The sequence below is a fragment of the Lentzea sp. HUAS TT2 genome (assembly GCF_051853195.1).
GTDB lineage: Bacteria > Actinomycetota > Actinomycetes > Mycobacteriales > Pseudonocardiaceae > Lentzea.
The window spans coordinates 4,690,941-4,716,687 of the sequence record NZ_CP196667.1; the positions used below are offsets into that span (position 1 = coordinate 4,690,941).

Genomic DNA, 25,747 nt, shown 5'->3' on the forward strand with positions numbered 1-25,747 from the left:
GTGGGGCGCGTGCGAGTGGCGACCTGGAACGTGAACTCCGTCAAGCAACGCGTGCCCCGCCTGCTGCCGTGGCTGGACCAGCGGCAGCCGGACGTCGTGTGCCTGCAGGAGACCAAACTGGCCGACGACGCCTTCACCGCGCTGCTCGGCGACGCCCTGAAGGAACGCGGCTACGAGGTAGCGCTGTTCGGCGAAACGCAGTGGAACGGCGTGGCCCTCCTCTCGCGCGTGGGCCTGGAAGACGTCGCGGTAGGCGTCGCAGGCGCACCGGGCTTCCCGCACATCGAGGCCCGTGCCGTCGCGGCAACGTGTGGCGGCGTGCGCGTCCATTCGCTGTACGTGCCGAACGGCCGTGAGCCCGAGTCGGACCACTACAAGTACAAGCTGGAGTGGCTGGCGGCCCTGCGTGACGTGCTCGAAGCGGGCCCGGCGGACGCGCTGGTGTGCGGTGACATCAACATCGCGCCGACCGACGCGGACCTGTTCGACCCCGAGGCCTACATCGGCCAGACCCACGTCACCAAACCCGAACGCGCCGCACTGCAGGCCATCGAGGCGTTGGGGTTCCACGACGTCGTGCGCGACCGCTGGCCCACCGAGCGGATCTTCAGCTACTGGGACTACCGGGCCGGCATGTTCCACCGCGACCTCGGGATGCGCATCGACCTGATCCTCGCGTCCGCCTCCGTGGCGCCGCGGGCCAAGGCCGCGTGGATCGACCGGCACGCGCGCAAGGGGACCGGGCCCAGTGACCACGCGCCGGTGATCGTGGATCTGGACGAGGCTCCTGACGGGGACATCGGGCCCGTGGTGCCGCCGCCTTCGTCGCCTGGGTCGAAGAAGAAGGTCAAGCTGCCGCAGGCCAAGTGATCGCTAGGAGGACGGCAGCGTCACCGTGAACGCCGCCCCGCCCTCCGCCGCCGGCCCCGCCACGATCGTCCCACCCATCCGCGTCACCAGCCCGTGCACCAACGCGAGCCCCACCCCGGTCCCGACCGGCCGAGACTCCTGGTACCGCGCGTGCAGCACCCCGCGGTCGAACGCCACGGCGTAGTCCTCGGCGGCCAGCCCGGGCCCGCCGTCGCGCACCTCCAGCACGGACGACAGCGCGAGCACCACGGGACGTCCGGCGGGGGTGACGCGCAGGGCGTTCTCCATCAGGCCGTCGATGACCTGACGCAGCCGCCGCGCGTCCGCCCGCACCACCGGTGAGGCGGTCACGTCCAGAACGAACGTCACCCCGCGGGCGTGGCAGCGGGCGTGCCACACCTCGGCGGCCGAGCGGACGACGGGTTCCAGGGAGATCGTGGCCATGTCCAGGCGGAAGTCGTCGGCGCCCAGGCGGGCGAGGTCGAGCAGGTCGGTGACCAGGCGGTCCAGGCGGCGGGCCTCGTCCAGGATCACGGTGCCGACCGGCGCCACCTGGGTGCCTGAGACCACGCCGTCGGCGAGGGACTCCGCGAAGCCCGTCACGGCGGTGAGCGGGGTGCGGAGCTCGTGGGAGACGGAGAGCAGGAAGTCGCGTTGGCGGGACTCGCTGCGCTGCAACGCATCCGCCAGGGAGTTCATCGCCTGGCTCACCTCGGCGAGCTCGGACGTGCCGGACACGGGGACGCGGAGGTCGCGGCGGCCCGCGCTCATCGAGTGGGCCACGGAGGCGACTCGGCGCAGTGGGCGGGCCAGGAACGTGCCCAGGGCCAGGCCCGCGAGGCAGGCGACGGCCAGGCCTATGCCCAGGGCGCCGAGGATGTTGCGCACCAGCTTGCGGTAGGTCCCGCTGGTCTCGGTCTCCTGGACCAGGGCGAAGCCGCCCGCCCCCGACGGACGGGCCTCCACGTTCAGACGGCCGCTCACCCCGGACACAGGAGAACCCGAGAGCACCGCGCGGTAGTCGACGGCGCGCACCGCACGGACTGCCGCGCGGTCGGAGCCGTTGACGTCGCCGGACGCGGTGATCCGCACGATCGCGATGTCCTGGCCTTCCAGGATCTGCTCGACGCGGTTGTTCGAGATCTGGCCCGCCACCACGTCGGCCTGGGAGCGCAGGAACTCGCGGCTCACCTGCTGCGAGGTCGAGAGCACCAGGCGCAGTGACACGAAGCCGGCGACGACCACGGCCACGAACGCGACTCCCAGGCACAGCAACGCTATCCGGCCCGCGAGGTTCACGACGCGTCCGCCGAGTAGCCGACGCCGCGCACTGTCCTGATCGGACTGAGAGCGCCGAACTTGGCGCGCAGCTGGGCTATGTGGACGTCAACGGTTCGTGTACCGGCCACGGAGGAGTAGCCCCACACGGCCGAGAGGAGCTGCTCGCGCGAGAACACCTGACGTGGATTCTTCATCAGGTACGAAAGCAGCCCGAACTCCGTAGATGTCAACGACACCTCGTCCGAACCCGCGAACGCGCGCCGTTCGCCGACGTCGAGCCGTACGGAACCCACCTGCAGAACGTCCGGCACACCACCGGAAGAACGACGCAGCACCGTTCGCACGCGCAGGGCCAGTTCGCGCGGGCTGAAAGGCTTGGTGATGTAGTCGTCGGCGCCCAGTTCCAGGCCCAGCAGGCGGTCCACCTCGTCGTCGCGGGCCGTCACGAACAGCACCGGCGTCCAGTCGCCGGCGGCACGCATGGCCCGGCAGACCTCGATGCCGTTGAGCACGGGCAGTCCGACGTCCAGCACCACCGCGACGGGCGAGAGCGAGCGGACCGCGGCCAGTGCCGCGTCCCCCGAGGACTCCAGGTGCACGCCGAAACCGTCGCGCCTCAGGTACAGCGCGACGAGCTCGGCGATCGCCGGTTCGTCCTCCACGACGAGCACCAGGCCACGTTCCACGCGTTCACCCCGGCTGGTTGAGTTCCGACTCGATGCTGTTCAGCGTTGCCTCCACATCATCGAGGTCCGGCGGCGGCTCCTCACTCCGGCACGCCGTCAGCGACACCAGCAGGGCCAGGGCTGCGACCCACCTCACTTGGACCCGCAGTGCTCGGACTTGAACTTCGTGACCCGCTCCGACGCCTTCGCCAGCTTCACGAGCTGCGCGTCCCGCAGCTTCAGCCGCGCGTCCAGCACGTCCGCGCGCGCCGTGTTGCCTGCCTTGCGGTCGTCGGCGGACTTCTGCTCGATCCACTTCTTCGAGCCGAGCGTCTCCGCGGTGCCGTTGATCTTGTCGGTCAGCGCCTTGACCTTGGCCTCGACCCGCGGCACCCGCTGTGAGCAGATCTTCTGCACCTTCTCGGGGCTGATCGTGATCGGTTCCTGCGCCGACGCGGTGCCCGCGCCCAGCAGCAGCATCCCCAGCACGAGCCCACCGATTCGCGAAATGTTCATGGCACAGAACGATGACCGGCCACGGTCAGAACGAGGTCCGCCGAATGTTCGGGTTCTGCAAAGATCACCGCAGGGCGATCCCGCGGACGGCGGCGGCCTGGAGCATCGGCCGCATCCGGTCCCACACCCGCTCCGACCGAAGCTCCTCCGCCGCCCGCACCGCGCTCAGCCCCACGGCCTGGCCCTCGTCGAGGTCGCCGTCGAGGAAGTGGCACGCGGCCAGCGAGATCAGGCAGAACGCCGTGCTGCGTGCCATCGCGGGCCCGAACCGCTCGATGGCCGAGGTCAGCGCCGGTATCGCGGCCTCGGTGTCGCCGAGCTCCGCGTGGACCGTGCCGATCATCGCGGTCAGGTCGGTCTCGTCGTGGAACCGCGCCCAGTCCGGCACGTGCGTCAGGTCCGCCGCCGCGAACGCGTCCTGAGCCTTTCCCAGCGCGTACAACGATTCCGAGGAACGGTTCTGGCGCGCGTACGCCCACGCCTCGTTCGAGTGCATGATGCTCGACGCCAACGGTGCGAAGGCGCCCCTCTGGAAATAGGCCAGCGCATCACCCGGTGCGCCGTGGTGCAGATGCACGCGCCCGCGCCGGTAAACGATGTTGGTCGTGAGCTCTTCGTCGTGACGTGCGAAATCCAGCGCACGGTCGAAATGGTGGTAGGCCGCCCCGACCTGGCCGCTGTCGAACGAGGTCCACCCGGCGAGGTTGTGCAGATCCGCGACGGCGGACAGCAGGCGCGCCCGCACCGGGTCGGCGGCTTCGGCGGCCAGCAGCTGCTGCGCCCAGTAGATCCGCACGACGACCGCGTCGCGGCACGCACCTCCGCCGTGCTGGTAGTCGACCGAGCGCAGCGAACGCGTCTGCGACTCCAGTTGCTCCACATCGCTCATGCCGATGCGGCTGGAGTGCGGAGGAGGAAAGTACGCAGGATTCGCCATGTGGGGTACACCTCTGCGCCGCCGTTGAAATCCGAGAGTAGGGCGCACGGCACCGGCTGAGAAGAGGTTCTCCGCGGGCTGGAATCAAGGTGCGAAACGTGATTGAACAGGTATTAATCCGGGTATGCCGGATGCCGTCACCGAGCGCATTGTGTTCATCATGAGGAAATGCAGGCATCTGCGGCTGGTGAACCCCTCTGAGGCCGAGGACCCCACGATGCCCGCGGTCCTCGCCGCCGAGGACCTGGCCGAGGAGCTGGGTCTCGACCCGCACGCCCGCGTCACCTGTGGCCTGCACCGATGCTGGCTGCACCAGTGCGTCGCCTCGCCGGACCACGTGATGCCCGTGACCGGACACCGGTGGTGCCGCCCCTGCCGCCGCCCACTCGAAGTCCTCGTCGACGGGACGACGGCGCGCCTCTACTGCCCCCGGTGCGGAACGGGAACCCCGGACACGGCGGCGAACCGGCAGGTCGTCAGGGCGTGCCAGACGAGCATCGCGGCGATGCACGCCCAGTAGAACGACCCGGAAGCGTTAAGCCTGGTGGGTGAAGACGGCGGCCTCCGGGAGATGGCTCGGGGGCCGCTGGCTCTCCTCCGGCACGTCGAGCAACGCCCAGATGATGTGCCGGCCGCCTCCCGCGGGCGTCTCGCCCATCGTGAAGTTGCAGACGGCGATGGACGCGACGTTGTGCCGCATGATGTGCCACTGCTTGAGGTCGAAGCGTGCGGTCGTGCGCACGGCAACGGACAACTTGTCCCCACGCACGCGCAGCAGCAGCGAGAGAGGGCTGTCGTCCTCGATGTGCGACACCAGCTCCACCGCCACCTGCGGCGCGACGTCGAGCATCGACTGCAGGCCCCACCGCTCGCAGGCGCGTTCGGTGAGCCGCTCGGCCACGTGCGGCAGGCAGCGGCACGTCGGCAACGCCGCGTCCACGCGGTCCTCGTGCCGGTGCCGCACCACGGCGGCCACCGCGGCGGACGTCGTGGAATGCAGCGGGATGTGCCGGGGCAGACCGCGCGACTCCAGCGTGGAGCGCAGCTCGTGGTCACTCACGACGAGACTCAGCGAGATGCCCGGCCAGCGCGCCGCGGACAGCCACACGACGTCGAACAGCACGAGCAGCGCGGGGGACTCGGCGACCAGCTCGTCGAGCTCCACCACCACGCCCACGAGCTCCTTGGTGGCGTGGTCGAGCAGCAGGTCCTGCGCGCGCATGTACGTCATCCAGTCGAGTCGCCCGCTGAAGCGGACGACGAGGACCCCGTTCTGCTCCCGGACATCGACCTCGAGGCTGTCACCGGCCATGATCCCGTCCCCTCGCGCAGGCGCCTCCCCAAGCGTTCAAGACTGGCGAGGTGACCGCATGCGCCCTAGGGGGTAACTACCCGTGTTTTGCCGTTGGTGCCTACGGGGGACCACATTGCAGCGGGAGATCCAGCCGACCTAGGGTGCCGCTGTGGGCGGTTCGCTTTCCCCAGGTCGTAAAGGCAATTTGCCTGCCGACACAACTACTTTCGTCGGCCGCAAGCACGACGTCGCCGAGGTGAGAAGGCTGCTGTCCGAGTCGCGCCTCGTCACTCTGACGGGTGTCGGTGGTGTCGGCAAGACGCGGCTGGCGCTGCGGGCGGCCGCCGAGACGAGCAGGGCGTTCCGCGACGGGGTGTGGTTCGTCGACCTGGGCGGTGTCACCGACCCGGAACTGGTCGTGCACACGGTCCTGGTGCAGCTGGGCGTCCACGACGACACGGTCCGCCAGCACCGCACCGTCCTGGTGGAACACCTGCGCGACCGGCAGATGCTGCTGGTCCTGGACAGCTGCGAGCACGTCGTCGCGGCGACCGCCGGCCTCGTGGACGCGTTGCTGCGCGGGGTCCCCGGCCTGCGCGTGCTCGTCACCAGCCGCGAACGCCTCGGCGTCGACGGCGAACACCTCTGGCAGGTCATGCCGTTGCCGGGCGACCCTGCGCTGGCGCTGTTCGCCGAACGGGCCGTCGCCGTCGAACCGGGGTTCGTCCTCGACGGGTGCAACCACGACAAGGTCAGCCAGATCTGCGCTCTGCTCGGTGGAATCCCCTTGGCCATCGAACTGGCCGCGGTGCGTCTGCGCGTGTTGAGCCTTGACCACTTGTTGTCCAGATTGGACAACACCTTCCGGGTCCTCGCGGACGGCAAACGTGGTGGCGATCCTCGTCATCAGACGTTGCACGCCGCGGTGGACTGGAGCTTCCACCTGTGCACGCGGCCCGAGCAGATCCTGTGGGCACGGGCGTCGGTGTTCGCCGGCACGTTCGACCTGGAGGCGGCCGAACGGGTCTGCTCCGGTGACGGCGTCGCGCCGGACGAGGTCATGCACTCGCTGATGGGCCTGGTCGACAAGTCGGTCGTGGTGTCGGAGCAGCACCCGTCCGGAACGCGCTTCCGGTTGCTGGAACCGTTGCGCCAGTACGGTCTGGGCAAGCTGCGCGACGCCGGCCGCGAACAGGTGGTGCGTGAACGGCACCGGGACCACTTCATCGAGTGGGCCGAGCGGCGCGAGCAGGAGTGGTTCGGCCCCGCCCAGCCGCAGATCTTCACCCTCACCCGCCTGGAGCACGCGAACCTGCGCTCCGCCCTGGACTTCTGCTTCGGCAACGACGGCGACCAGTGCGTGCACCTGGCCACCACGCTGTGGTTCTACTGGGCAGGCTGCGGCATGCTCGGTGAGGGCCGCCACTGGCTCGACCGCGCCGTCGCGAGCGCGAAACCGGGCCCGCTGCGGGCCAAGGCGCTGTGGGTCAACGGCTACGTCGCGACGCTGCAGGGAGACCTGCCGTCGTCGACGCGGATGCTGGACGAGTGCCACGAGTACGCCGTCGAGTCCGGTGACGGTCCCGCGCTCGCCTACGCGACCCACCGCCTCGCCTGCACGCACCTGATCGGCGACGACCTCGCGCTGGCTGACAGCCTGTTCGAGGAGGCCATGCGGCTGTACCGGGGCCAGGGCACGGTCAACAGCCACACCATGCTCGCCGGCATCGAGCTGGCGATCTCGGCGACGTTCCAGCACGACTTCGCCGCCGCGGAACGGCTCTGCGTCGAGGCGAGGGCCGTCGGGGAGAAGCACGGCGAGCTGTGGGCGCAGGCGTACGCGGTCTACGGGCTGGCGTTGTGCGCGTGGGTCAGCGGTGACCTCGTGCGCGCGGACCGGCTCGGCCGGGAGTGCCTGCGGATGAAGCGCTCCTTCCACGACCTGCTGGGCATCGTGCTCGCGATCGAGGTGCTGGCCTGGATCGCCGCCTCCCAGGGCGACGCGGTGCGCGCGGCCACGTTGCTGGGCGCCACCAACGAGATCTGGCAGTCGGTGGGCTATCCCATGTTCGGGTCGCGCTACTTCGGCGCCCCGCACGGCGAGTGCGAGTCGTCGACGGTCAACGCGCTCGGCGAGCAGGAGTTCCGGGCGATGTTCCGCAAGGGCATGGACCTCGACCTGGAGGACGCCATCGCGTTCGCCATCGGCGAGGAACAGCCTGCCGACCCGGCGCCGGCCGCGACCCTCACCCCGCTGACCCGGCGCGAGCAGCAGGTCGCCGACCTCATCGCCGGGGGCATGTCGAACAAGGAGATCGCGGCCAGCCTGGTGATCGCGCGGCGGACCGCGGAGGGGCACGTCGAGCGGATCCTGCAGAAGCTCGGCTTCACCTCACGCGCGCAGATCGCCACCTGGGTCACCGAAAGACGCTCCTGAGCGCCTGGCCGGCAGTTCTGTCCCAGCCCGTTGGGCCCAGTTCCCGACGAGCCACAAGGGACGTCGCCGCGTGCTCTTTTTCTGCGGTACGCGGGGCCCCCGCGTGCGCTGTGAGAGTACGTAGGGTCCCCGCGTGAGGTTCCAAACTTGAGCCGGGGGCGCTCAAGTTCTGGGCTGGGGCGTAGCCCCGCCGGTTCGGGCAGGGCTTCTGGCCAGGTGTTTTAGTCGATGCACGGGACGCCGTCGTTCGGCGGCGGGGGAGGCGGCGCGGTGGCCAGCTCGGTCACCTTCGCCTGCACCTTGGCCGGGTCGACCCTGTTCACGTCCTGCCCGCCCACGTTCGCGCCGCCCTCGACCGGCAGCGTCTCGAACCGCACCTCAGCAGGGATGCTCCTGGCGAACTCGACGAGGTCGAACCGCGCGTCCAGCACGACGTCCTGCTTCGCCATGTCGATCATCGCCTGGACCACGCCGAGGTCCGCGCCCTTCAGCCTGCGCGCGACCGCGGAGAGGAACGCCTGCTGCCGCCGCGTGCGGTCCAGGTCGCCGTTGGGCAGTCCGTGCCGCTGCCGCACGAACGACAGCGCCTGCCCCGCGTCGAGGTGCTGCGGCCCTGCCGGGAAGTCCGCGCCGGACAACGGGTCCTTCGTCGCGTTGCGCAGGCACACGTCCACGCCGCCGAGCCCCTCGGCGATGTGGAAGAACCCGATCAGCGACAGCTCGACGAGGTGGTCGATCGGCTGGCCCAGAAACGCCGACACCGTCTGCACCTGCGCCCTGCGGCCCGCCTCACGCCCGGCGTGTTCGAGCTCGCGCTTGTCGTGCGACCCGGCCGCGTGCAGCCGGTCCTCCTCGGTGATCTTGGCCCGCCCGTAGGCCTCCTTGATCTTGCCCTCGCCTCCCGACGACAGCGGCACGAGGTTGTCACGCGGCACCGACATCGCCACCGCGGGCCCGGAAACCGGGATGTGCAACAGGATCAGCGTGTTCGCGTTGTACCCGCCGCGGTCGCTCTCGCCCGCCTGCATGCGCCGCAGCACGTCGTCGGGCAGCGGTTCGCCGTGCAGGTCGAGCCTGGTCGTGAGACCCATGATCAGGATGTTGCGGCCGGACGCCGAGCGCGGCGCGTCGTCCGGGATGGCGTACGAGCGCTCGACCCCCGTCGAGATCGTGGACACCGTGGCCCAGGCGAAGCCGGAGACCACGAGCACGGCCACGCAGACGACGCTCCACGCGGTGCGGAACAGGACGAGAAAGGCCGTGCGGTGATAGCGAGCACGTGACTGCATGAAAAAGACACCCCCTGAACTATTCTATGTGTTCATGGGGGTTCAACTGCCGACTTTGGCGGCGGTGGCGGTGCTTGCGGTGTTCACACAGGTGGGGATCTGGGTGGACGGGGACAAACTCGGATGGCCCTTCGGCGTCTGGTTGTTCGCGGGCACGGTTGCGGCTGCGGCGCTCGTGCGCCGCGTGGGGTTGTGGACGGTGGCACCGGCGCCACCGGTCGTGTTCGTCGTCGTCGCTGTGGGCAACGCGGCCTGGCAGCGGCAGGCACATCGGCAATCGTTGTGGAGCAACAACAAGGAGTTCGTCGCGGACGCGGTCCCGTGGTTCGTCAACGGGTTCCCGTGGCTCGCGGCGTCGGTCGGCGCGGCCGTGGTGGTCGCGTTCGTCCGCGTGGTTTCTGGGGGGAAACGAGAATGCAGGTCTTCGTCGACGACAGAGGCGGCAGACGGGTAGCGGCCAGGCTGATCAGCCTGATCGTCGCAAGTGGACTGATCGTGTTCGCCGCGGTGGTCGGCGGCACGCTGCTGGGAACGTGGTGAGACGCCCGCCCCGGCTGCACTGGGTCTCGATCCTGCTCGGACTGGTCGTGCTGATGTGCGTGGTGACCTTCCACGCCTACACCGCGATCAGGCTCGAGCCGGTGCAGCACGCCGGTCAGCACCGGGAGCTCCCGGACCGCACGCTCGCGCTGGCGTTCCACGGCGGCCCGGACCCGAAGTGGACCCCGCGCGTGCTGGACGCGTTGCGGGACAACGGGATCAAGGCGACGTTCTTCGTCGTCGGCACGCAGGTCACCCGGAATCCGGAGCTGACGCGCAGGATCGCCGACGAGGGTCACCAGATCGGCATCGACGGTTTCCGCGCCGAGGGCGACCACACCGACCCGTTGAACGTGGCGTTCGCGCAGGCGGCTCTGGCCGATGCGCTCGGCGTGCACGCACGGCTGGTGGGTGCCCCGGCCGAGGTCGACAGCGGCGATCGCGACTACCAGGACATCGGCACGCTGGTGCGGATGTCGTTGCGGGAGAACAGGGGTGTCGTCCGGCTGCACGACGACGGCAGCATCGGCGCGGACATCGTCCGTGCGCTCGCGAAGGAACCGGGCTACCGGTTCGTGCCGGTCAGCGACGAGCTGCCGGTCCAGGCCTCCGCGCGCGAACGGTTCACGGGCGCGGCCACCGCGTGGTCGCAGCGCAACGGCGGCATCGTGCTGGTGCTGTTCGGCACGGCCATCGCGATCGCCGCGTTGCTCGGGCTGTTGCGCACCCTCATGCAGCTCGGGCTCGCGCACACCGATCGCAGGCTGCGCCGGGAGCAGGAGCCGCCGCCGTGGTTCGCGCCACCGGTCTCGGTGGTCGTCCCCGCGTACAACGAGGGCGTGAACATCGCCGCCACGGTCCGGTCCATCGCCGGCAACGACCATCTCGCCGACGTCGAGGTGATCGTCGTGGACGACGGCTCGACCGACGGCACCGCGGCCGTCGCCGAGGAGCTGGACCTGCCGGGCGTCACGGTGATCAGGCAGGTCAACCAGGGCAAGCCGGCTGCGTTGAACGCGGGCATCCGCGCGGCACGGCACGACGTGCTGGTGCTGGTGGACGGCGACACGATCTTCGAACCGGGCACGATCGGCCAGCTCGTGCAGCCGTTCGCGGAGTCCGGTGTCGGTGCGGTCTCCGGCAACGCGAAGGTCGGCAACCGGCAGGGCCTGCTCGGTCGCTGGCAGCACCTGGAGTACTGCGCGGGGTCCAACCTGGACCGGCAGATCCTGCACGCGCTGCGCTGCATCCCGACGGTGCCGGGTGCGGTCGGGGCGTTCCGCAGGGCCGCGCTCACCGACGTCGGCGGTGTCAGCGACGACACGCTGGCCGAAGACACGGACCTCACGATGGCGGTCACGCGGGCGGGCTGGCGGGTCGCCTACCGCCCGGAGGCGAAGGCGTGGACGGAGGCACCGGGCACCGTCCAGGGCTTGTTCAAGCAGCGCTATCGCTGGTCGTACGGCACTTTCCAGGCGATGTGGAAGCACCGCGGCGCCCTGGCGGAGAGTGGGCCGATGGGCCGGTTCGGGCTCCTGTACCTGTTGGCGTTCCACCTGCTGCTGCCACTGCTCGCGCCGGTGATGGACCTGTTCGTGCTGTACGGGTTCCTCGTCGCGGACGCGCCGCTCGCGCTGGTCGTGTGGGTGGTGTTCCTGCTGATCCAGACGGCGAGCGCCGGGTACGCGCTGCGGCTCGACGGGGAGTCGCTCAAGCCGTTGTGGGCGTATCCGCTGCAGCAGGTCGTGTATCGGCAGCTGATGTACGCGGTGGTGATCCAGTCGTTGATCACGGCGGTGCACGGCACGCGGCTGCGGTGGATGTCGGTGAAGCGGACGGGTCGGCTCGAGAGTGCGCCTGGCGGTACTGTCCCCGTCACCTGAGACACGGGAGACATGTTGGGTCGCACGCCCCTGGACGCGCCGGAACGCCAGCAGGAGGTCTTCGCCGCCGTGCTCGGCGTCCTGGCCGAGGTGGGGTACGCGCGGTTCAACATGGACCTCGTCGCCGGCAGGGCGCGCGCCAGCAAGGCGAGCCTCTACCAGCGCTGGCCGTCCAAGGCCCGGCTGATCACGGACGCCCTGAAGGCGAACCTGCCCCGGTTCCCGCAGCCGGACGAGGGCACGTTCGCCGGAGACGTCCGCCAGATCCTGCTGGCCTGGGGCGAGCCGATGCCGTTCGACACGGCGGGGATCTTCCTCGGACTGCTGGAAGGCAGCCGCCAGGACGCCGACCTCGCGTGCCTGCGCGAGGAGCACATCGACCGCGCCTACACCGAACACCTCCGGGTGGCCGTGGACCGGGCGAAGGACCGGGGCGAGCTGCCCGGCGACCTGAACACCGACGTCCTGATCACCGCGCTGATCTCGACGTTCGTGCTGAGGTCGGAGGAGCTGGGCGTGGTCGACAGCATCGTCGACGGCCTGTTGAGACCGCTCCTCGGTGCTTTTAGGGCCAAATAACTCGTCAAAGCGTAGTTTCTTCGCTACGTTCGGTCATGATTTCAAAAGAACAGTTCTGTTCTATTGAGGGGAATCCCGTGACTGAAGCTGCTGTCTGCCCGGTCCACCACGAACGCGACCACCCGCTCCAGCCGCCGATCGGTTTCGCCGAGGCCGTGAGCGACGGGCCGGTGAAGATGCTGTGGCCCAACGGCGTCGAGGCCTGGGTGGTGTCGAGCTACGCCGGTGTCCGGCAGGTGCTCTCCGACCCGCGGTTCAGCACCCGCAAGGGCGGACAGCCCGAGATGCGCACCGACGACGGCGAGGAGGTGCTCGACCCAGACCAGCCCGGCAACATCAACGGCATCGACGGCGCCGAGCACATGCGGTTGCGGCGTCCCCTCTCGCGCGGCTTCATGGTCAAGCGCATGAACGAGCTGCGCCCGCGCATCCAGCAGATCGTCGACGAGCACCTCGACGTGATGGAGGCCAAGGGCGCGCCGGCGGACCTGGTGACCTCGCTGTGCCTGCCGCTGCCGTCGCTGGTGATCGCCGAGCTGCTGGGCGTGCCGCCGGAGCACCAGGAGCTGTTCCAGGCCACGGCCGGGGACCTGTTCGGCAAGAACGGCTCCAAGGACGAGTACCTCGCGCACGCCACCAAGCTCGCCGAGGTGCTCGCGCCGATCGTCGCGGAGAAGAAGGCCGCCGGGTCGAACGACGACATGATCGGCCTGATGGCCAACGACACCGACTTCAGCATGGACGAGCTGATCTTCCTGTGCATCGGCCTGCTCGCCGCCGGGCACGAGACCACGTCGAACTTCCTCGGCCTGTTCACGCTGCACCTGTTCGAGAAGCCGGACCAGCTGGAGATCCTGCGGCGCGACCCGAGCCGCGCGGACGTCATGGTCGAGGAGCTGATGCGGTACACCGTCGGCCGGCTCGGCGGCCCCGGCCTCACCCGCAGGGCCACCGAGGACGTCGAGGTCGACGGCGTGCTGATCAGGGCGGGCGACTGGGTGAGCGTGTCGCTCATGGCGAACCTCGACGAGGCGCTCTGCCCGCGTGCGGAGGAGCTGGACCTGGAACGCGACGCCGTGTCGCACCTGGGGTTCGGGTTCGGTCCGCACCAGTGCCTCGGCGCCAACCTGGCCCGTGCCGAGCTGCAGATCGGGCTGCGGTCGCTGTTCGAACGGTTCCCGAACCTGCGGCCCGCCGTGCCCGTCACGGAGATGAGCTACCGCAACGACATGATCACCTACGGCGCCGCCGAGATCCCGGTGGTCTGGTGACCACCGTCCGGATAGACCAGGCGAGGTGCATCGGGTCGGGGCAGTGCGTGCTCGCCGCTCCGGACGTGTTCGACCAGTCCGACGATGACGGGCTCGGCCTCGTGGTGATCGCGGAGCCGCCCGCCGAGCTGCTGCCGGGGGTTCGTGACGCGGTGGACAGGTGCCCCGCCCAGGTGGTGAGCCTGGAAGAGTGACTTGATCGGCCGTCCCGGTGAGACGTCGTCACTGGAAATGGATTCAGCTGGGATTCGCTGACACCGTGTTGGCCCCTTTCCGTTCACCATGACCGTCCGAAATCGTAAGCGCGGCCACCACGGCGTTGTGGTGGCCGCGTCCGCATGCCCCAGGGGAGTCGAAAGACCCTTCCCGACCAGGTCGGACAACGGGATGGTGGCGGCGGCGTGGTGAATACCGGCGGTGTGTAACGGGTACTCGTACAACGGGTAGCCGGCGCACGTCAGGAGGGCCCACTATGGTCAACGGCGATGCGTTTCCCGCTCGCGTGGACAAAACCGACGTGCGGCATGTCGAAACGCTGACGAGCGCACTGCGGGCGTTGGACCGCGAATACGGCGGCGGCGCCTGCCGGGACGCCTGTGTCGCGTTGCTCGGCTGGGCGAACCCGTTGCTCGGCGGCGGCTCGGACGGACAGGTGCTGCACCGGCTGCAGGTGGCCATCGCGGACCTGCACAACCTGGCCGGCTGGGCGTCGTTCGACATGGGCCTGCTCGAGTCCGCACACCTGCACTTCGGCCGTGCGATGGGCCTCGCGCGCGCATCGGGCAACAGCGCGCTGGAAGCGAACATCCACTACCGCATGGGCCGCGTGCACCTGCACTACGAACTGGCCGAGGACGCGTTGGCGTCGTTCCAGCACGGACTGCCCATCGCGCAGGCCAGCGGATCCACACTGGCCGTGTCGATCCTGCACGCCAACGAGGCGTGGGCGCTCGCGAAGATGGGCGCGGAAAGGCAGGCGTTGCGCCAGTTCGCCCGCGCGGAGGACGAGTTTGGACGTGCCGCAGGCGAGGACGCACCGCCGTGGGCGCAGTTCTTCGACCTCGCCGACCTGGTGTCGATCGGCGGCATGGTGCACACCGAGCTCGCGCGCACCTGCGACGTGAAGTACGCGCGGTCGGCGATCCCGCTGCTCACCAGGGCGATCTCCGCCGGGGGAGAGGACGCGTCGCGCAGCCAGTCGTTCCGGCTGGCCGCGCTGGCGATGAACTACCTGGTGCAGAACGAGACCGAACGTGCGCGCGAGGTCGGGGAGCAGGCGATCGCGCTGTCCGGCCCCATCCGCTCGGCCCGCACCCGCGATCGCATGCGGCCGTTGAAGCAGGAGGCGGAACGGTTGCGGGGCAACGAGGCCGCGGACGACCTGGCGTCCCGTCTGGGGAAGTTCATGACGGCGTCACAAGGTGCGGCCTGAAAGGCGCCACCGGGGCCCGAGGAGAGGTTTGGGCTTCGAGCCCCGGCGGCACCGTCTTGAGGGGAGCGGCGCCCGCCTGGGGGGCCAGGGCACCGCTCCGGTCCGGTGCGTCAGCAGCGGATGGAGGTCTCGGCGCGGTAGGTCGCGGCGCCGGAGGACCACTCCGCGAACGCGTTGGTGCAGGTGTCCAGGGTGTTCGTGCCGTACGACCAGAGTTCCTGCTGCCGGTAGCCGCCCGCCTTGCGGCCCTCGTGGCCGTACGGCTCACGTGACCACTCGTTGCCCCACTTCGCGATGATGACGAACAAGGGGGTGTAGGGCGCGCCCGCGTTGTGCACGCTGTCCCACGTGTAGATGTAGGCCCAGTTCTTGCCGCAGCCCTTGAACTGCTTGACCGAAGCCCACTTCTGGCCGCCTGAGCCGATGTACGCGGTGCTGCCGATCTGCGTCACCGGTCCGCAACCGGGGGCGCTCTCGGCATGGGCCTGACCGGAGGTCACCACTCCCAATAACAACGCCGCGGCGGCGACGAGGGTTGTCCTGCTCATGGGCGAGAAGCATCACGCGGCCCGCTGACATTTCGCTGACACCTCGGGTTACCGGCTGGTTAGGATCGGGCTCATGCAACGCCGGTGGGAGTTCAGGGTTCTCGGATCGTTGCAGGTCATCGACTCGGGCAGGGCGGTGGAGCTGCGTTCGGCCAAGCAGCGCGTCCTGCTCGCCGCGTTGCTGATGAAGGCGAACGCGCCGGTGTCCTCGTACGAGCTGATGGAACACCTCTGGGGCGAGGAGCCGTCGGGTGCGGCGCGCGCGACCCTGCAGACGTACGTCATGCGGTTGAGACAGTCGCTGGACGACCTGGCGGACCGCAAGCTCGTCCGCACGTGGCCGACGGGCTACTCGATCCACGTCGAGGACGACCAGCTCGACCTGCTGACGTTCCAGCGGCTGCGTGCGGAGGCCCGCCGCGCGCCCGACCTCGAGACCGAGGCCCGCCTGCTCGGTGAGGCCGCGGCGCTGTGGCGCGGACCGGCCCTCGACCAGGTGTCGTCGCTGCGGATGGAGCAGACCGACGTGCAGCGGCTCAACGAGCAGCGCTGGGAGGTGCTGGAGCGCCGCAACGACGCCGACCTGCAGCTGGGCCGGCACGACCAGATCGTCGACGAGCTGCGCTCGCTCGTCGCGGAACACCCGCTGCGCGAACGCTTCTGGTACCAGCTGATGCTCGCCCTGCACCGCACCGGCCAGCAGGCGCAGGCCCTGGACGTCTACCGCCGCGCCAGCGACGTGCTCGCCGACGAGCTCGGCATCGACCCGAACGCGGAGCTGCGCGCCCTGCACATGGAGGTGCTGGCCGGCTCGTCCGCGCCGGTCGCCGTCCAGTCGGGACCGTCGTGGCTGCCGCCCGCGGTCGGCGACTTCTCCGGGCGCTCCGACGAGGTCGCGCGGCTCACCGCAGGGCTGCGCGCCGGGGGCACGTGGACGATCACCGGGCCCGGCGGCGTCGGCAAGACCTCGCTGGCCGTGCACTGCGCGCACGCCGTCCGCGACACCTTCCCGGACGGCCAGCTGTACCTGAACCTGCGCGGCGGCGAGCAGAAGCCCGTCGAGCCCGCCGCGGCGCTGGACCGGTTGCTGCGCGGCCTCGGCGTGTCCGGCGGCGCGATCCCGTCCACTGTGGAGGACCGGGTCGACCTGTACCGGGACCTGCTGTCGGACCGGCGGATCCTCGTCGTGCTGGACAACGCGGTGAACGAGGCCCAGGTGCGGCCGTTGCTGCCGGGGACGACCTCGGGTGCCGCGCTGGTGACCTCGCGCGCCGCGCTGGCCGGGCTCGAGGCGGCCCACGTCGTGCCGCTGGACGTGCTGCCGTCCGTGGACGCGCTGGCGTTGCTGCGGGCCGCCGTCGGTGAGGCGCGATGTACCGCCGAACCCGCCGCGGCACAGGAGATCGTGACCTACTGCGGCAAGCTGCCGCTGGCATTGCGGGTGGCGGCGGCCCGGCTGGTGGCGCGTCCGCACTGGCAGCTCGCGAAGCTCGCCGGCCGGTTGTCCGACGAACGCCGCCGGTTCGACGAGCTGTCGCTGGGCGATCTGGACGTGCGTGCCTCCCTCGCCCTGTCCTACGACGGCCTGGACGAGACGCACCGGACGGCGTTCCGGTTGCTGTCCCTGGTGGACACACCGGACTTCCCGGCCTGGGTGGCGTCACCGCTGCTGGGGCTCGGCCTGGACGACGCGGAGGACCACGTCGAGGCACTGGTCGACGCCCGGCTGGTCGACTACGCCGGCCGCGATGCGCTGGGACAGGTGCGATACCGGCTGCACGACCTGCTGCGCGCGTTCGGTCGCGAGGCCGCCTCCGAGGACCCGGCCGTCGCGCTGCGGCCGTTGTTCGAGCAGTGGCTCGACCTGGCGACGCGGGCCGACGCGGAGCTGCCGCACCAGGGCGTCCGGCTGGAACCCCTTGCGCTGGAACGGTTCGACCTCGGCGACGCGGCGGACTGGTTCGACGCGGAGTGGCTCAACGTCCACGCCGTGATCACCCAGGCCGCGGCGCTGGGGCTGGGAGACCTGGCCGCCGAGCTGGTGATCAGGTCGGCCGCGTTCTGCGACCTGCGGGCCCGGTTCGACGACTGGGCGCAGATCAACGACCTCGGCCTGTCGTGCGCGCCCGAGTCGCGCCGGCCGATGCTGTACCAGCAGCGCGGGATCCTGAGCGCGCGGCTGCACGACTACGCCGCGGCCTCGGCGCACTTCCAGGCCGCACAGGAGGGTTTCGCCGCCGCAGGGGACGTGTGGGGCGAGGCCTACGCCTGGTACGGCATGGGCTGGATGCACGAGTGGAGCGGACGGTCGGCGGAAGCCCGTGAGGCCCATCGCGAGGCCATGACGCGCTTCGCCGCGTCCAGCAACCCGCACGGCGAGATCGAGGTGCTCTGTTCGCTGGGCGCCATCGAACGCAGGGCCGGCGGGCTGGCCGCCGCGCAGCAGTACCTGGAACGGGCCTGCCGGCTCGCCGGGATGCTGGGGGACTCGCAGAGCGAGCTGATGGCCACGCTGGAACTGGGGCGGCTGCACCAGTTCACCGGGGAGCTGACGCTGTCGGCGGAGTTCCTGAGGGCCTCGCTCGCCGCGGCGCAGAAGTTCGGGGATCCCGACCTGGCGGCGAACATCCGGTTGTTCCTGGCGGACACGCTGGTGCGGTCCGGGCAGGACGCGCCGGCCGAGGAGCAGCTGCGGCAGGCGTGGGAGTTCTTCGAGGAGCACGACGACCGGCAGGGCCGCATCTGGGTGTGGCGCCTGAGGTCCGGGCTGTCCTCGTCCGCAGAGGAGGCACTGCGGCTCGCGACGCTCGCGATGGAGCAGGCCGCGGAGATGAAGTCGCCGCCGGAGTTCGGGCGGTCGTTGCGGGTGCTGGGCGACGCGCTGGAGCGGGTCGGACGGCGGGAGGAGGCGCGCGAGCACTGGCGGCAGGCGGAGGAGATGCTGACGGCGGCGGGGTTCCAGGCCGAGGTCGACGAGCTCCGCCTCGCCACCGGGCGCGCGTCGGAGTCCGGTCCGCGTTAGCCCTGGTTCTGGCTGAGCACCGTGTCGACCGTGACCCCGGAGGCCACGATCATGCTGAGCAGCGGGTCCTGCACCTGGCGGTGGAACTGCACGACGTAGTTGTCCGCGGTGGAGAACATGGCCTTCGCCATGCCCTGCCAGGTCTTCGTGATGCGGGCGACCTCGGTGCCGGTGTGGTCCTGCAGCGAGAAGTTCCAGGCGCGCCAGTTCTCCGCGTAGATGCCGCCGACCTTCGTCCCGTTGCACACGTAGGCGAAGCGGACCTTGCCGAAGACGTTCTCCTGGACGATCTCGCCGATCGGCATGCCGTCGCCGCGCTCGACCAGGACCTTCGACTTCCACATCGTCGCGGGGCGGGTGATGCGCAGCAGCGGGAACCCCTGCACGTCACGGATCTCGAGGCGGACGTCGAGCATCGCGTCCATCTTCGTGAAGGCGCGCAGGGCCTTGGCGGCACCGGACTGGCCGACCTGTTCCACCGTGCCGATGTGGCGGGCGTGCTGGTCGTAGATGACGTAGGAGTTCGACATCTCGACGAGCTTCGCCTTCTGGTTCACGACCAGGACCGGCTCGGTGAGCACCGTGCCGCCGCCTCCTGGCACGACACCCTGGACACCCGCGCGCTGGACCTGGTTCGCCACCCGGTCCTGGCCGGTGCCACCCATCTGCACCTCGGCGTGGTGGGCGTCGGACTGCTCCTGGCGCGGCTGCACGTGGGGCGTCCACTGCGTGCCGTCCCACCACCGCACGAAACGCGGGTCGGCGTTGTCCGGGTACCAGCCGGGAGCGGTGCTCATGCCGCGAGCGTACGACCCCCGCCCAGAGGTCGGGGGCGCAGCCGTTGGTGCCAGGCGACGGGCACGGTTGTCGCCTGGCAGCTCGGCAACGGGCGGATCAGCTGATCGTGATCGCGCCCGCCGGGCAGAGACCCGCCGCTTCCTTCGCGGTGGCCTCGTGCGCGGCGTCGGGGTGCTCCTCGAGGAGCACGACCGTGCCGTCCTCGTCGTTCTGGTCGAAGAGGTCGGGATCGGTCAGAACGCACATTCCCGAACCGCAGCACTTCGTCTGGTCGACGGAGATCTTCATGCCGACCACGCTACTGGCAGCGAGTGGACCCCGTAGATCCCCATGTCGGTGCGCAGCGGCACCTCCTCGGGGGCGACGTCGAGGCGGAGGTCCGGGAACTCGGCGAACAGCTTGGAGAAACCGATCCGCATCTCGATGCGGGCCAGCTGCTGGCCCAGGCACTGGTGGATGCCGTGCCCGAACGCCACGTGGCCGCTCGCCGGGCGGCGCAGGTCGAGCTCCTCGGGGTTGCCGGGGAACTTCTCCGGGTCGCGGTTGGCCGCGGGCACGTGCATCACCACGGTGTCGCCGGCCTTGATGAGGTGGCCGTCGATCTCCACGTCCTCGGTGGCGGTGCGCGTCGGTCCGAAGTGGATGATCGACAGGTACCGCATCAGCTCCTCGACGGCGTTGTCCACGACGTCCGGTTCGTCCTTGAGGATCTTGAGCTGGTCCGGGTGCTGCAGCAGCGTGAACGTGCCGAGGCCCAGCATGTTCGCCGTGGTCTCGTGGCCCGCCAGCAGGAGCAGCAGCGCCATGTTCGACGCTTCCTCGTCGGTCGGCTCGCCGGTGGCGAGCAGATCGCTGATCATGTCGTCGCCGGGGTTCGCCCTCTTGCGGGCGATCAGCTCGCGCATGAACTCCTGGATGCGTTTCATGGCCGCCATGGCCTCGTCGAACGTCGACTCCAGGCTCAGCAGCTTCGTCGTGTCCTCCTGGAACCTGTGCCGCTCGTCGTAGTCGACGCCGAGCAGCGCGCAGATCACCAGCGACGGCACCGGAAGGGCGAACTCCTTCACGAGGTCCGCCTTGCCGTCGAACGTGCGCAGGTGCTCGAGCTGGTCGTCGACGATCGTGCCGATCCACTCGGCCAGCTGGTTCATCCGCCGGACGGTGAACTGGCCCTGCAGCATCTTGCGCAGCCGGGTGTGGTCCGGCGGGTCCTGGCTCAGGAACATGCCCGGCTCGACCTTGCGCTTCTCCGCCGGCGCCTCGCCCTGGAACCTGACGTCCAGCAGGTGGTGGTTGGAGGGGTCGTTCGTGAAGTGCGGACTTCCCAGCACCTCGCGCACCTGGTGGTGACCGGTGACGAGCCAGCCGAGGTGACCGTCGGCGAACTTCAGTCTGCTGACGGCGGACTGCTCGCGGATCTGCGTGATCTCGGCGGGTGGGTCGAACGGGGTCTGGCGCGTGGTGGGCAGTTTCTCGGAGATCAGATCGGTCATCTCGCACACCTCCCAAGTGCTCGGCAGAGGACCTATTTCGAAGCTACAGAAGTTTCATGACTCCGTGAAGGTGAATCGAGGGTCACGGACCGCCAGGAACCGAGATCTGTCCGCATCTGCCGGTCGTGGGTCGCGACGGCCACGGCGGCCTGGGTCTGGTGCAGCGCCTCGGTGAGTTCGTCGACCAGGGCGATGGACAGGTGGTTGGTCGGTTCGTCGAGCAGCAGGACGTGTGGGGAGCTGCTCAGCAGGATCGCCAGTTCCAGCCGCCTGCGTTGCCCGGTGGACAGCCGGCCGACCGGTCGGAGCAGGTCATTTCCGCTGAGCAGACCGATGTCCTCCACGCGCGGACAGAGCTCGGCCGCGGTGGCGTCCTCGTTCTCGAACGCCGACTCCTGGGCGAGCAACCCGACCCTGCCGACGTGGTGCACCGTGCCGTTCGACGGCTGGAGACAGCCTGCCAGCACGTTCAGCAGCGTCGACTTCCCGGCGCCGTTCGGCCCGGTGACCAGCAGCTTCTCGCCCGCGCTGAGCGAGATCGGCTCGGTGAGGCGCAACCGTCCCGGTACTTCGAGCGGGGTGGCGTGCAGCAGGTCCCCGCTCGCCTCCAGGGCCGGTGGCGTGAACCGCAGCGGTGGCGGGGGAGCGCCGACGTGGTGGTCGTCCAGCTCCTCCAGCCGGCGTGCGACGTTGCGCATCTTGTTCGCCGCGCGCGTGCCGCGCTTGTGCTTGAACGCGCCCTTCGGCGGGCGCCACGCGTCCTGCAGGCGGGACTGGGCCCGTTCGACCTTCTCCGCCAGCTCGTCGTGCTCGGCCTCCTCCTGGGCGAACCGCTGCTCCCAGCGCTGGCGTTCGGCGCGCTTGGCCTCCTTGAAGGCCCGGTAACCGCCGCCGTGCAGGTGCACCTCGCCGTCCGGGGCCGGGTCGAGGTCGAGCAGCTGGGTGCAGGCCTCGTCCAGCAACGTGCGGTCGTGGCTCACGAGCACGACGACGCCGTGGTGGTGCTGCAGGCGTTCGGTCAGGAACGCCAGCGCGCCCGCGTCGAGGTGGTTGGTCGGTTCGTCCAGCAGCAGGACGTCGGCGCGTTCGGCGAGCAGGCACGCGAGCCGCACGCGGTAACGCTGACCCACGCTGAGCCGGGACAGCTCCACGGACCTGTCGTGGTCGGCGTCGAGGGCCTTGAGCGCGATGTCGGCGCGGCGTTCGGCGTCCCACGCCTCGATGTTCTCGGCGTGGGCCAGGGCTTGTGCGTACCGCTGCTCGTCGAACGGCTCCGCCGCACTGTCCAGTTCGGACAGTGCCTGACGGCTGTCGCGCAGTGCCTCGGACAGCAGGTCCCCCACCGTCTCGCCCTCGTGGAACGGCATTTCCTGTCGTACGAGGCTCAACGATCCGTGCCGGGTGATGGTTCCCTGGTCCGGCACCAGGTCTTCGGCGAGCAGCCGGAGAAGGGTGGTCTTGCCGCGGCCGTTCTCGCCGATGACGCCGAGGCGCTGGCCCGCGGAGACCGTCAGTGAGATGCCGTCGACGACGGGCCCGGCCTCATAGCCCTTGGTGAGATCTTGGGTCGTCAAATGAACATGCGAACGCACGGGGATCCTCTTCTGGGTACGCGAAATCAGGACGTGTTGCGCGGTGGCACACGTCCGTGATCAGAGGTAGAAGACCCCGTACCCGAATCCCATGAAACCCACGGTACCTACGGTCGCAACGCTTTTTCGACGGCTGCCTTGAGGTCTCGCACGCTCTCCTCGGTGCCGGGCGTCGGCCCGAGCGTGCTGCCGGCGCCGACGAGCCGGTAGAAGAGCAGGCCCTCGAGGAACGCCGTGAAGTGCGCGCCCGCCCGTTCGGGATCCTCGTGGCCCAGCGCCTTCGCGATCGCGGTGGCCTGCTCGCGCGGGGAGTGGACCATGATTGACTTCAGCTCGGGGTGGTGCGTGGCCTCGAGCATCGCCGCGTACCTCGCGAGCGTCCGGTTGCGCTCCACGAGCCAGCTGTCGAGCGTCCGCGCGAGGCTGCCCGCCACGTCGTCCGGATCGGGCACGACGTCGAGCCGTTCCTGGTCCGCGAGCCGCGCCACGAACCCCTCGATCAACGCCTTGCGCGTGCGGAAGTACGCACTCGTGGACCCCTCCGGCAGCCCGGCCATCCGGTCGACCGCGCGGTGGGTGAGCCCGCGCATGCCCTGTTCGGCGACGAGCTGGATCGCGGCGTCGGTGATCAGGTCTTTGCGCACTGTGCCCCTCATCTCTCTACAGCTGTAGTCTACAGATGTAGAGTCCTCTACATCTGTAGAGGAGGAAGCGATGAAGGCGATCGTGGTGGGCGGCGGCATCGGCGGGCTGGCGGTGTCGTTGCGGCGGGTCGGCTGGGAGGTCGTCGTCCACGAACGGGCGGCCGCCTTCGGGGAGATCGGCGCCGGGGTGGGCGTGATGCCGAACGCGCTGCGGGCGCTGGAGTGGATGGGCGTCGCCGACGAGGTCCGGCGGCTCGGCACCCCGCGCGTGTCCGGTGGCGTGCGGTCGTCCGACGGGCGCTGGCTCGTGCACCTGACCGACGTCGGCCAGGGGAAGGTCATCGCGATGCACCGCGCCGACCTGCACGGCGTGCTGCTGCGCGCGTTGCCGCCGGAGATCCTGTTCACCGACACCGAGGTGACGAGCGCCGACGACCTGGACGCGGACCTCGTGGTGGCGGCGGACGGCATCAACAGCCGCCTGCGCGCGGAGCTGCTGCCCGGTGCGCCGGGGCCGGTGTACGCGGGCGCGACCGCGTGGCGCGGGGTGGCCCCTGGGCCCTGCGACCTGCCCATCTCGCAGACGCTCGGTCCCGGCGCGGAGGCGGGCGTGCTGCCGTTGGGGGACGGCCGGGTCTGCTGGTACGTCGCGGTTGTCGCGCCCGCCCAGGCCGACCTGGACCCGGTGGCGTTGTCCGCCGGCTGGCACGACCCGTTGCCGGAACTGATCGCGTCGACCGCGGACATGATCAGGCACGACATCTACGAGCTGCCGCCGCTGCCCACGTTCGTGCGGGGACGGGTGGCGCTGCTGGGCGACGCGGCGCACGCGATGACGCCGTACCTCGGGCAAGGGGCCTGCATGGCGTTGGAGGACGCGGTGACCCTGGCTTCGGTCGACGGTGATCTCGCCCGGTACGACGCGTTGCGGCGGCCGCGCACCCGTGCGGTGTGGAAAGGCTCGCGGATGGCGGGGAGGTTCGGGATCGAGGTCCGATCGCCGATCGCGCTGGCGTTGCGGAACCTCGCCTTCCGCGCCGTGCCGTCGTCACTGGCGGTGAGCGGGATGACCCGGTTCGCCGCCTGGGAGGTTCCCGCGATGCCGCGATGACCCGCCGTTGAGTCCACAATGGATGATCAATTTTTCACCTGTGAACTTCCCGGTTTTTTTCACGGGACCCATCGGGGTGCGATGCGGTCCGCTCGCGCCGAAGTAGTGCGGCACAAGGCGAACTTCGCAGAAGGGCGCAGGTGAAGTTCACTCGAACGGGTCGAATCCAGTGGTGAGGTGAATCACCGGTCAATGTTTGATGACGGCGCGATAACGGTCGAGAACCACCCTTTGTCGCGCCCATTGTCACCCGGTTGTGGTATCAAGTACTTGCTGAGCGTATCGGACGCGGTCCAGTGATCCAGATGGCGTAGCGCTACAGGCGGTTCCCTCCCACACGAAAGCGCAACTACGGTGCCTCGCCATGACCCCCGTCCCGACTGATGTGATGCCCCGTTCCCTCACGGCGCTTCCCCCGGCGCAGGTCGAGAACATCGGCGAGATCGACATCTCCGAGGCCGAGGACTTCGTCCGGCAGCACCACGCCGAACACCCGGAACTCGGTCCCGTCGAGGCCAGGCTGGCCGAGGTGCACGCGGAGATCGCCGCGACCGGCACCTACCGCCACACGACCGCCGAACTGACCTTCGGTGCCCGTGTGGCCTGGCGCAACAGCTCACGCTGCATCGGCCGCCTCTACTGGCGGAGCTTGAAAGTGCGCGACCAGCGGGACGTGTCCGCTCCCGCAGACGTCGCCCAGGAGTGCGTCGAACACCTCCGCGTCGCCACCAACCAGGGCAAGATCCGGCCCGTCATCACGGTCTTCGCCCCCGCGGAGCCCGGCATGGACGCGCCGCGGATCGTCAACGAGCAGATCATCCGCTACGCCGCCTACCGCGGCAGCGACGGCGGAGTGCTCGGCGACGCGCGGAACCTGGCGCTCACGGACCTCGCACTGAAAGGCGGCTGGCAGCCACCCGCGACGCGCGGCCCGTTCGACGTGCTGCCGCTCATGGTGTCCTGCAAGGGCCACGACACCGCGCTCGTCGAGATCCCCGCCGACGAAGTGCTGGAAGTCCCGTTGTCGCACCCGGACCACCCGTGGCTCAAGGCGCTCGGCGTGAAGTGGCACGCCGTCCCCGCCATCAGCAACATGCGCCTGCGCATCGGCGGCATCGACTACCCGTCGGCGCCGTTCAACGGCTGGTACATGGGCACCGAGATCGGCGCCCGCAACCTGGCCGACCACGACCGCTACGACCTGCTGCCGTACCTCGCCAAGCGAATGGGCCTGGACATGTCGTCGGAGGCGACGTTGTGGCGCGACCGAGCTCTGGTGGAGCTCAACCGCGCCGTCCTTCATTCGTTCGGAGAGGCCGGCGTGACGATCACCGACCACCACACCGAGTCGAAGAGGTTCCTGACGCACCTGGAGAAGGAGGAGGCGGCGGGACGGACCTGTCCCGCGGACTGGTCGTGGATCGTGCCACCCGTGTCGGGCGGGCTGACGCCGGTGTACCACCGCTACTACGACTCCGGTGAACTGCTGCCGAACTTCTTCCCCGCCGACAAGCCCACAGGTTGCCCTGTCGCACACTGATCAGG

Annotated in this window: 25 protein-coding genes; 12 read left to right on the plus strand and 13 right to left on the minus strand. The window is 69.8% G+C overall.

Annotated features, from left to right (window positions below; translation table 11 throughout):
* Window positions 1–870 carry an exodeoxyribonuclease III gene (locus ACSHWB_RS23565; protein WP_439664654.1) on the plus strand — a complete coding sequence of 290 codons (870 nt, stop codon included), beginning with the start codon at window positions 1–3 and terminating at the stop codon, window positions 868–870.
* A 3-nt stretch (window positions 871–873) separates the two neighbouring features.
* Here ACSHWB_RS23565 and ACSHWB_RS23570 read toward each other — a convergent pair whose 3' ends face one another.
* The 5 genes from ACSHWB_RS23570 to ACSHWB_RS23590 all read right to left on the minus strand — a co-directional run bounded on the left by ACSHWB_RS23570 (window position 874) and on the right by ACSHWB_RS23590 (window position 4,269).
* Entirely contained in the window at window positions 874–2,169 is a 1,296-nt protein-coding gene (locus ACSHWB_RS23570) for a histidine kinase dimerization/phospho-acceptor domain-containing protein (RefSeq protein ID WP_439664161.1), read from the minus strand.
* The gene (locus ACSHWB_RS23575) at window positions 2,166–2,837 is read right to left on the minus strand and encodes a response regulator transcription factor (RefSeq protein ID WP_439664162.1); all 672 of its coding nucleotides are present in this window, start codon (window positions 2,835–2,837) and stop codon (window positions 2,166–2,168) included. Before ACSHWB_RS23575 ends, ACSHWB_RS23570 begins: the two co-directional genes overlap by 4 nt.
* Window positions 2,838–2,841: 4 nt before the next feature.
* Entirely contained in the window at window positions 2,842–2,973 is a 132-nt protein-coding gene (locus ACSHWB_RS23580) for a hypothetical protein (RefSeq protein ID WP_439664163.1), read from the minus strand.
* Window positions 2,970–3,332 (minus strand): hypothetical protein, encoded by a 363-nt coding sequence (locus ACSHWB_RS23585; RefSeq protein ID WP_439664164.1) that lies wholly within the window; start codon window positions 3,330–3,332, stop codon window positions 2,970–2,972. The genes ACSHWB_RS23580 and ACSHWB_RS23585 overlap by 4 nt, the downstream gene beginning before the upstream one ends.
* Window positions 3,333–3,396: 64 nt before the next feature.
* Window positions 3,397–4,269 (minus strand): hypothetical protein, encoded by an 873-nt coding sequence (locus ACSHWB_RS23590; protein ID WP_439664165.1) that lies wholly within the window; start codon window positions 4,267–4,269, stop codon window positions 3,397–3,399.
* Window positions 4,270–4,429: 160 nt separating this feature from the next.
* Between ACSHWB_RS23590 and ACSHWB_RS23595 the strand changes: the two genes are divergently transcribed.
* Window positions 4,430–4,789, plus strand: a complete 360-nt coding sequence (locus tag ACSHWB_RS23595; protein WP_439664166.1) for a hypothetical protein — start codon at window positions 4,430–4,432, stop codon at window positions 4,787–4,789.
* 15 nt (window positions 4,790–4,804) lie between these two features.
* Here ACSHWB_RS23595 and ACSHWB_RS23600 read toward each other — a convergent pair whose 3' ends face one another.
* On the minus strand, window positions 4,805–5,581 hold the full coding sequence (locus ACSHWB_RS23600; protein WP_439664167.1) for a hypothetical protein: 777 nt from the start codon (window positions 5,579–5,581) through the stop codon (window positions 4,805–4,807).
* 187 nt (window positions 5,582–5,768) lie between these two features.
* Between ACSHWB_RS23600 and ACSHWB_RS23605 the strand changes: the two genes are divergently transcribed.
* A complete protein-coding gene (locus ACSHWB_RS23605; RefSeq protein ID WP_439664168.1) occupies window positions 5,769–8,000 on the plus strand; it encodes an ATP-binding protein in 2,232 nt (743 codons plus the stop codon).
* 221 nt (window positions 8,001–8,221) lie between these two features.
* On the opposite strand, the gene ACSHWB_RS23610 is transcribed toward ACSHWB_RS23605, so the two are convergent.
* Window positions 8,222–9,289, minus strand: coding sequence for an LCP family protein (locus tag ACSHWB_RS23610; RefSeq protein WP_439664169.1), 1,068 nt, complete (start codon window positions 9,287–9,289; stop codon window positions 8,222–8,224).
* A 34-nt stretch (window positions 9,290–9,323) separates the two neighbouring features.
* Between ACSHWB_RS23610 and ACSHWB_RS23615 the strand changes: the two genes are divergently transcribed.
* From ACSHWB_RS23615 to ACSHWB_RS23640, 6 genes are all read left to right on the plus strand, one after another.
* Window positions 9,324–9,743 carry a DUF6542 domain-containing protein gene (locus tag ACSHWB_RS23615; protein ID WP_439664170.1) on the plus strand — a complete coding sequence of 140 codons (420 nt, stop codon included), beginning with the start codon at window positions 9,324–9,326 and terminating at the stop codon, window positions 9,741–9,743.
* 82 nt (window positions 9,744–9,825) lie between these two features.
* Entirely contained in the window at window positions 9,826–11,712 is a 1,887-nt protein-coding gene (locus ACSHWB_RS23620; protein ID WP_439664171.1) for a bifunctional polysaccharide deacetylase/glycosyltransferase family 2 protein, read from the plus strand.
* Window positions 11,713–11,724: 12 nt separating this feature from the next.
* Window positions 11,725–12,291, plus strand: coding sequence for a TetR/AcrR family transcriptional regulator (locus tag ACSHWB_RS23625; protein ID WP_439664172.1), 567 nt, complete (start codon window positions 11,725–11,727; stop codon window positions 12,289–12,291).
* Between the two features lie 77 nt (window positions 12,292–12,368).
* On the plus strand, window positions 12,369–13,562 hold the full coding sequence (locus tag ACSHWB_RS23630) for a cytochrome P450 (protein WP_439664173.1): 1,194 nt from the start codon (window positions 12,369–12,371) through the stop codon (window positions 13,560–13,562).
* Entirely contained in the window at window positions 13,559–13,756 is a 198-nt protein-coding gene (locus ACSHWB_RS23635; RefSeq protein ID WP_439664174.1) for a ferredoxin, read from the plus strand. Before ACSHWB_RS23630 ends, ACSHWB_RS23635 begins: the two co-directional genes overlap by 4 nt.
* Window positions 13,757–14,079: 323 nt before the next feature.
* Window positions 14,080–14,994, plus strand: coding sequence for a hypothetical protein (locus tag ACSHWB_RS23640; RefSeq protein ID WP_439664175.1), 915 nt, complete (start codon window positions 14,080–14,082; stop codon window positions 14,992–14,994).
* 110 nt (window positions 14,995–15,104) lie between these two features.
* Here the strand turns inward: ACSHWB_RS23640 and ACSHWB_RS23645 are convergent, their stop codons facing one another.
* Complete coding sequence (locus tag ACSHWB_RS23645; protein ID WP_439664176.1) at window positions 15,105–15,542, minus strand: hypothetical protein; 438 nt, start codon at window positions 15,540–15,542, stop codon at window positions 15,105–15,107.
* A gap of 73 nt (window positions 15,543–15,615) precedes the next feature.
* On the opposite strand from ACSHWB_RS23645, the gene ACSHWB_RS23650 reads away from it, so the two are divergent.
* Window positions 15,616–18,564, plus strand: coding sequence for a BTAD domain-containing putative transcriptional regulator (locus ACSHWB_RS23650; protein WP_439664177.1), 2,949 nt, complete (start codon window positions 15,616–15,618; stop codon window positions 18,562–18,564).
* On the opposite strand, the gene ACSHWB_RS23655 is transcribed toward ACSHWB_RS23650, so the two are convergent.
* From ACSHWB_RS23655 to ACSHWB_RS23675, 5 genes are all read right to left on the minus strand, one after another.
* Complete coding sequence (locus ACSHWB_RS23655; protein WP_439664178.1) at window positions 18,561–19,361, minus strand: phospholipid scramblase-related protein; 801 nt, start codon at window positions 19,359–19,361, stop codon at window positions 18,561–18,563. The two genes, ACSHWB_RS23650 and ACSHWB_RS23655, sit on opposite strands and share 4 nt — an antisense overlap.
* Window positions 19,362–19,458: 97 nt before the next feature.
* Window positions 19,459–19,650: a ferredoxin gene (locus tag ACSHWB_RS23660; protein ID WP_439664179.1), complete on the minus strand. Its 192-nt coding sequence runs from the start codon at window positions 19,648–19,650 to the stop codon at window positions 19,459–19,461.
* A complete protein-coding gene (locus ACSHWB_RS23665; RefSeq protein ID WP_439664180.1) occupies window positions 19,647–20,855 on the minus strand; it encodes a cytochrome P450 in 1,209 nt (402 codons plus the stop codon). The genes ACSHWB_RS23660 and ACSHWB_RS23665 overlap by 4 nt, the downstream gene beginning before the upstream one ends.
* Window positions 20,856–20,887: 32 nt before the next feature.
* Window positions 20,888–22,429, minus strand: a complete 1,542-nt coding sequence (locus tag ACSHWB_RS23670) for an ABC-F family ATP-binding cassette domain-containing protein (RefSeq protein ID WP_439664181.1) — start codon at window positions 22,427–22,429, stop codon at window positions 20,888–20,890.
* A 125-nt stretch (window positions 22,430–22,554) separates the two neighbouring features.
* Window positions 22,555–23,103, minus strand: coding sequence for a TetR/AcrR family transcriptional regulator (locus tag ACSHWB_RS23675; protein WP_439664182.1), 549 nt, complete (start codon window positions 23,101–23,103; stop codon window positions 22,555–22,557).
* A gap of 58 nt (window positions 23,104–23,161) precedes the next feature.
* On the opposite strand from ACSHWB_RS23675, the gene ACSHWB_RS23680 reads away from it, so the two are divergent.
* Window positions 23,162–24,202, plus strand: coding sequence for an FAD-dependent monooxygenase (locus ACSHWB_RS23680; RefSeq protein WP_439664183.1), 1,041 nt, complete (start codon window positions 23,162–23,164; stop codon window positions 24,200–24,202).
* 364 nt (window positions 24,203–24,566) lie between these two features.
* On the plus strand, window positions 24,567–25,742 hold the full coding sequence (locus ACSHWB_RS23685) for a nitric oxide synthase oxygenase (protein WP_439664184.1): 1,176 nt from the start codon (window positions 24,567–24,569) through the stop codon (window positions 25,740–25,742).
* Window positions 25,743–25,747: the final 5 nt, after the last annotated feature.

What these genes read in the sequence shown, in the direction of transcription:
- ACSHWB_RS23585 (WP_439664164.1), bottom strand. Translation starts at nt 3,332, where the DNA reads ATGAACATTTCGCGAATCGGTGGGCTCGTGCTGGGGATGCTGCTGCTG.
- ACSHWB_RS23590 (WP_439664165.1), bottom strand. Translation starts at nt 4,269, where the DNA reads ATGGCGAATCCTGCGTACTTTCCTCCTCCGCACTCCAGCCGCATCGGC.
- ACSHWB_RS23595 (WP_439664166.1), top strand. Translation starts at nt 4,430, where the DNA reads ATGAGGAAATGCAGGCATCTGCGGCTGGTGAACCCCTCTGAGGCCGAG.
- ACSHWB_RS23600 (WP_439664167.1), bottom strand. Translation starts at nt 5,581, where the DNA reads ATGGCCGGTGACAGCCTCGAGGTCGATGTCCGGGAGCAGAACGGGGTC.
- ACSHWB_RS23610 (WP_439664169.1), bottom strand. Translation starts at nt 9,289, where the DNA reads ATGCAGTCACGTGCTCGCTATCACCGCACGGCCTTTCTCGTCCTGTTC.
- ACSHWB_RS23615 (WP_439664170.1), top strand. Translation starts at nt 9,324, where the DNA reads ATGGGGGTTCAACTGCCGACTTTGGCGGCGGTGGCGGTGCTTGCGGTG.
- ACSHWB_RS23625 (WP_439664172.1), top strand. Translation starts at nt 11,725, where the DNA reads ATGTTGGGTCGCACGCCCCTGGACGCGCCGGAACGCCAGCAGGAGGTC.
- ACSHWB_RS23645 (WP_439664176.1), bottom strand. Translation starts at nt 15,542, where the DNA reads ATGAGCAGGACAACCCTCGTCGCCGCCGCGGCGTTGTTATTGGGAGTG.
- ACSHWB_RS23650 (WP_439664177.1), top strand. Translation starts at nt 15,616, where the DNA reads ATGCAACGCCGGTGGGAGTTCAGGGTTCTCGGATCGTTGCAGGTCATC.
- ACSHWB_RS23655 (WP_439664178.1), bottom strand. Translation starts at nt 19,361, where the DNA reads ATGAGCACCGCTCCCGGCTGGTACCCGGACAACGCCGACCCGCGTTTC.
- ACSHWB_RS23660 (WP_439664179.1), bottom strand. Translation starts at nt 19,650, where the DNA reads ATGAAGATCTCCGTCGACCAGACGAAGTGCTGCGGTTCGGGAATGTGC.
- ACSHWB_RS23665 (WP_439664180.1), bottom strand. Translation starts at nt 20,855, where the DNA reads ATGACCGATCTGATCTCCGAGAAACTGCCCACCACGCGCCAGACCCCG.
- ACSHWB_RS23675 (WP_439664182.1), bottom strand. Translation starts at nt 23,103, where the DNA reads ATGAGGGGCACAGTGCGCAAAGACCTGATCACCGACGCCGCGATCCAG.
- ACSHWB_RS23680 (WP_439664183.1), top strand. Translation starts at nt 23,162, where the DNA reads ATGAAGGCGATCGTGGTGGGCGGCGGCATCGGCGGGCTGGCGGTGTCG.
- ACSHWB_RS23685 (WP_439664184.1), top strand. Translation starts at nt 24,567, where the DNA reads ATGACCCCCGTCCCGACTGATGTGATGCCCCGTTCCCTCACGGCGCTT.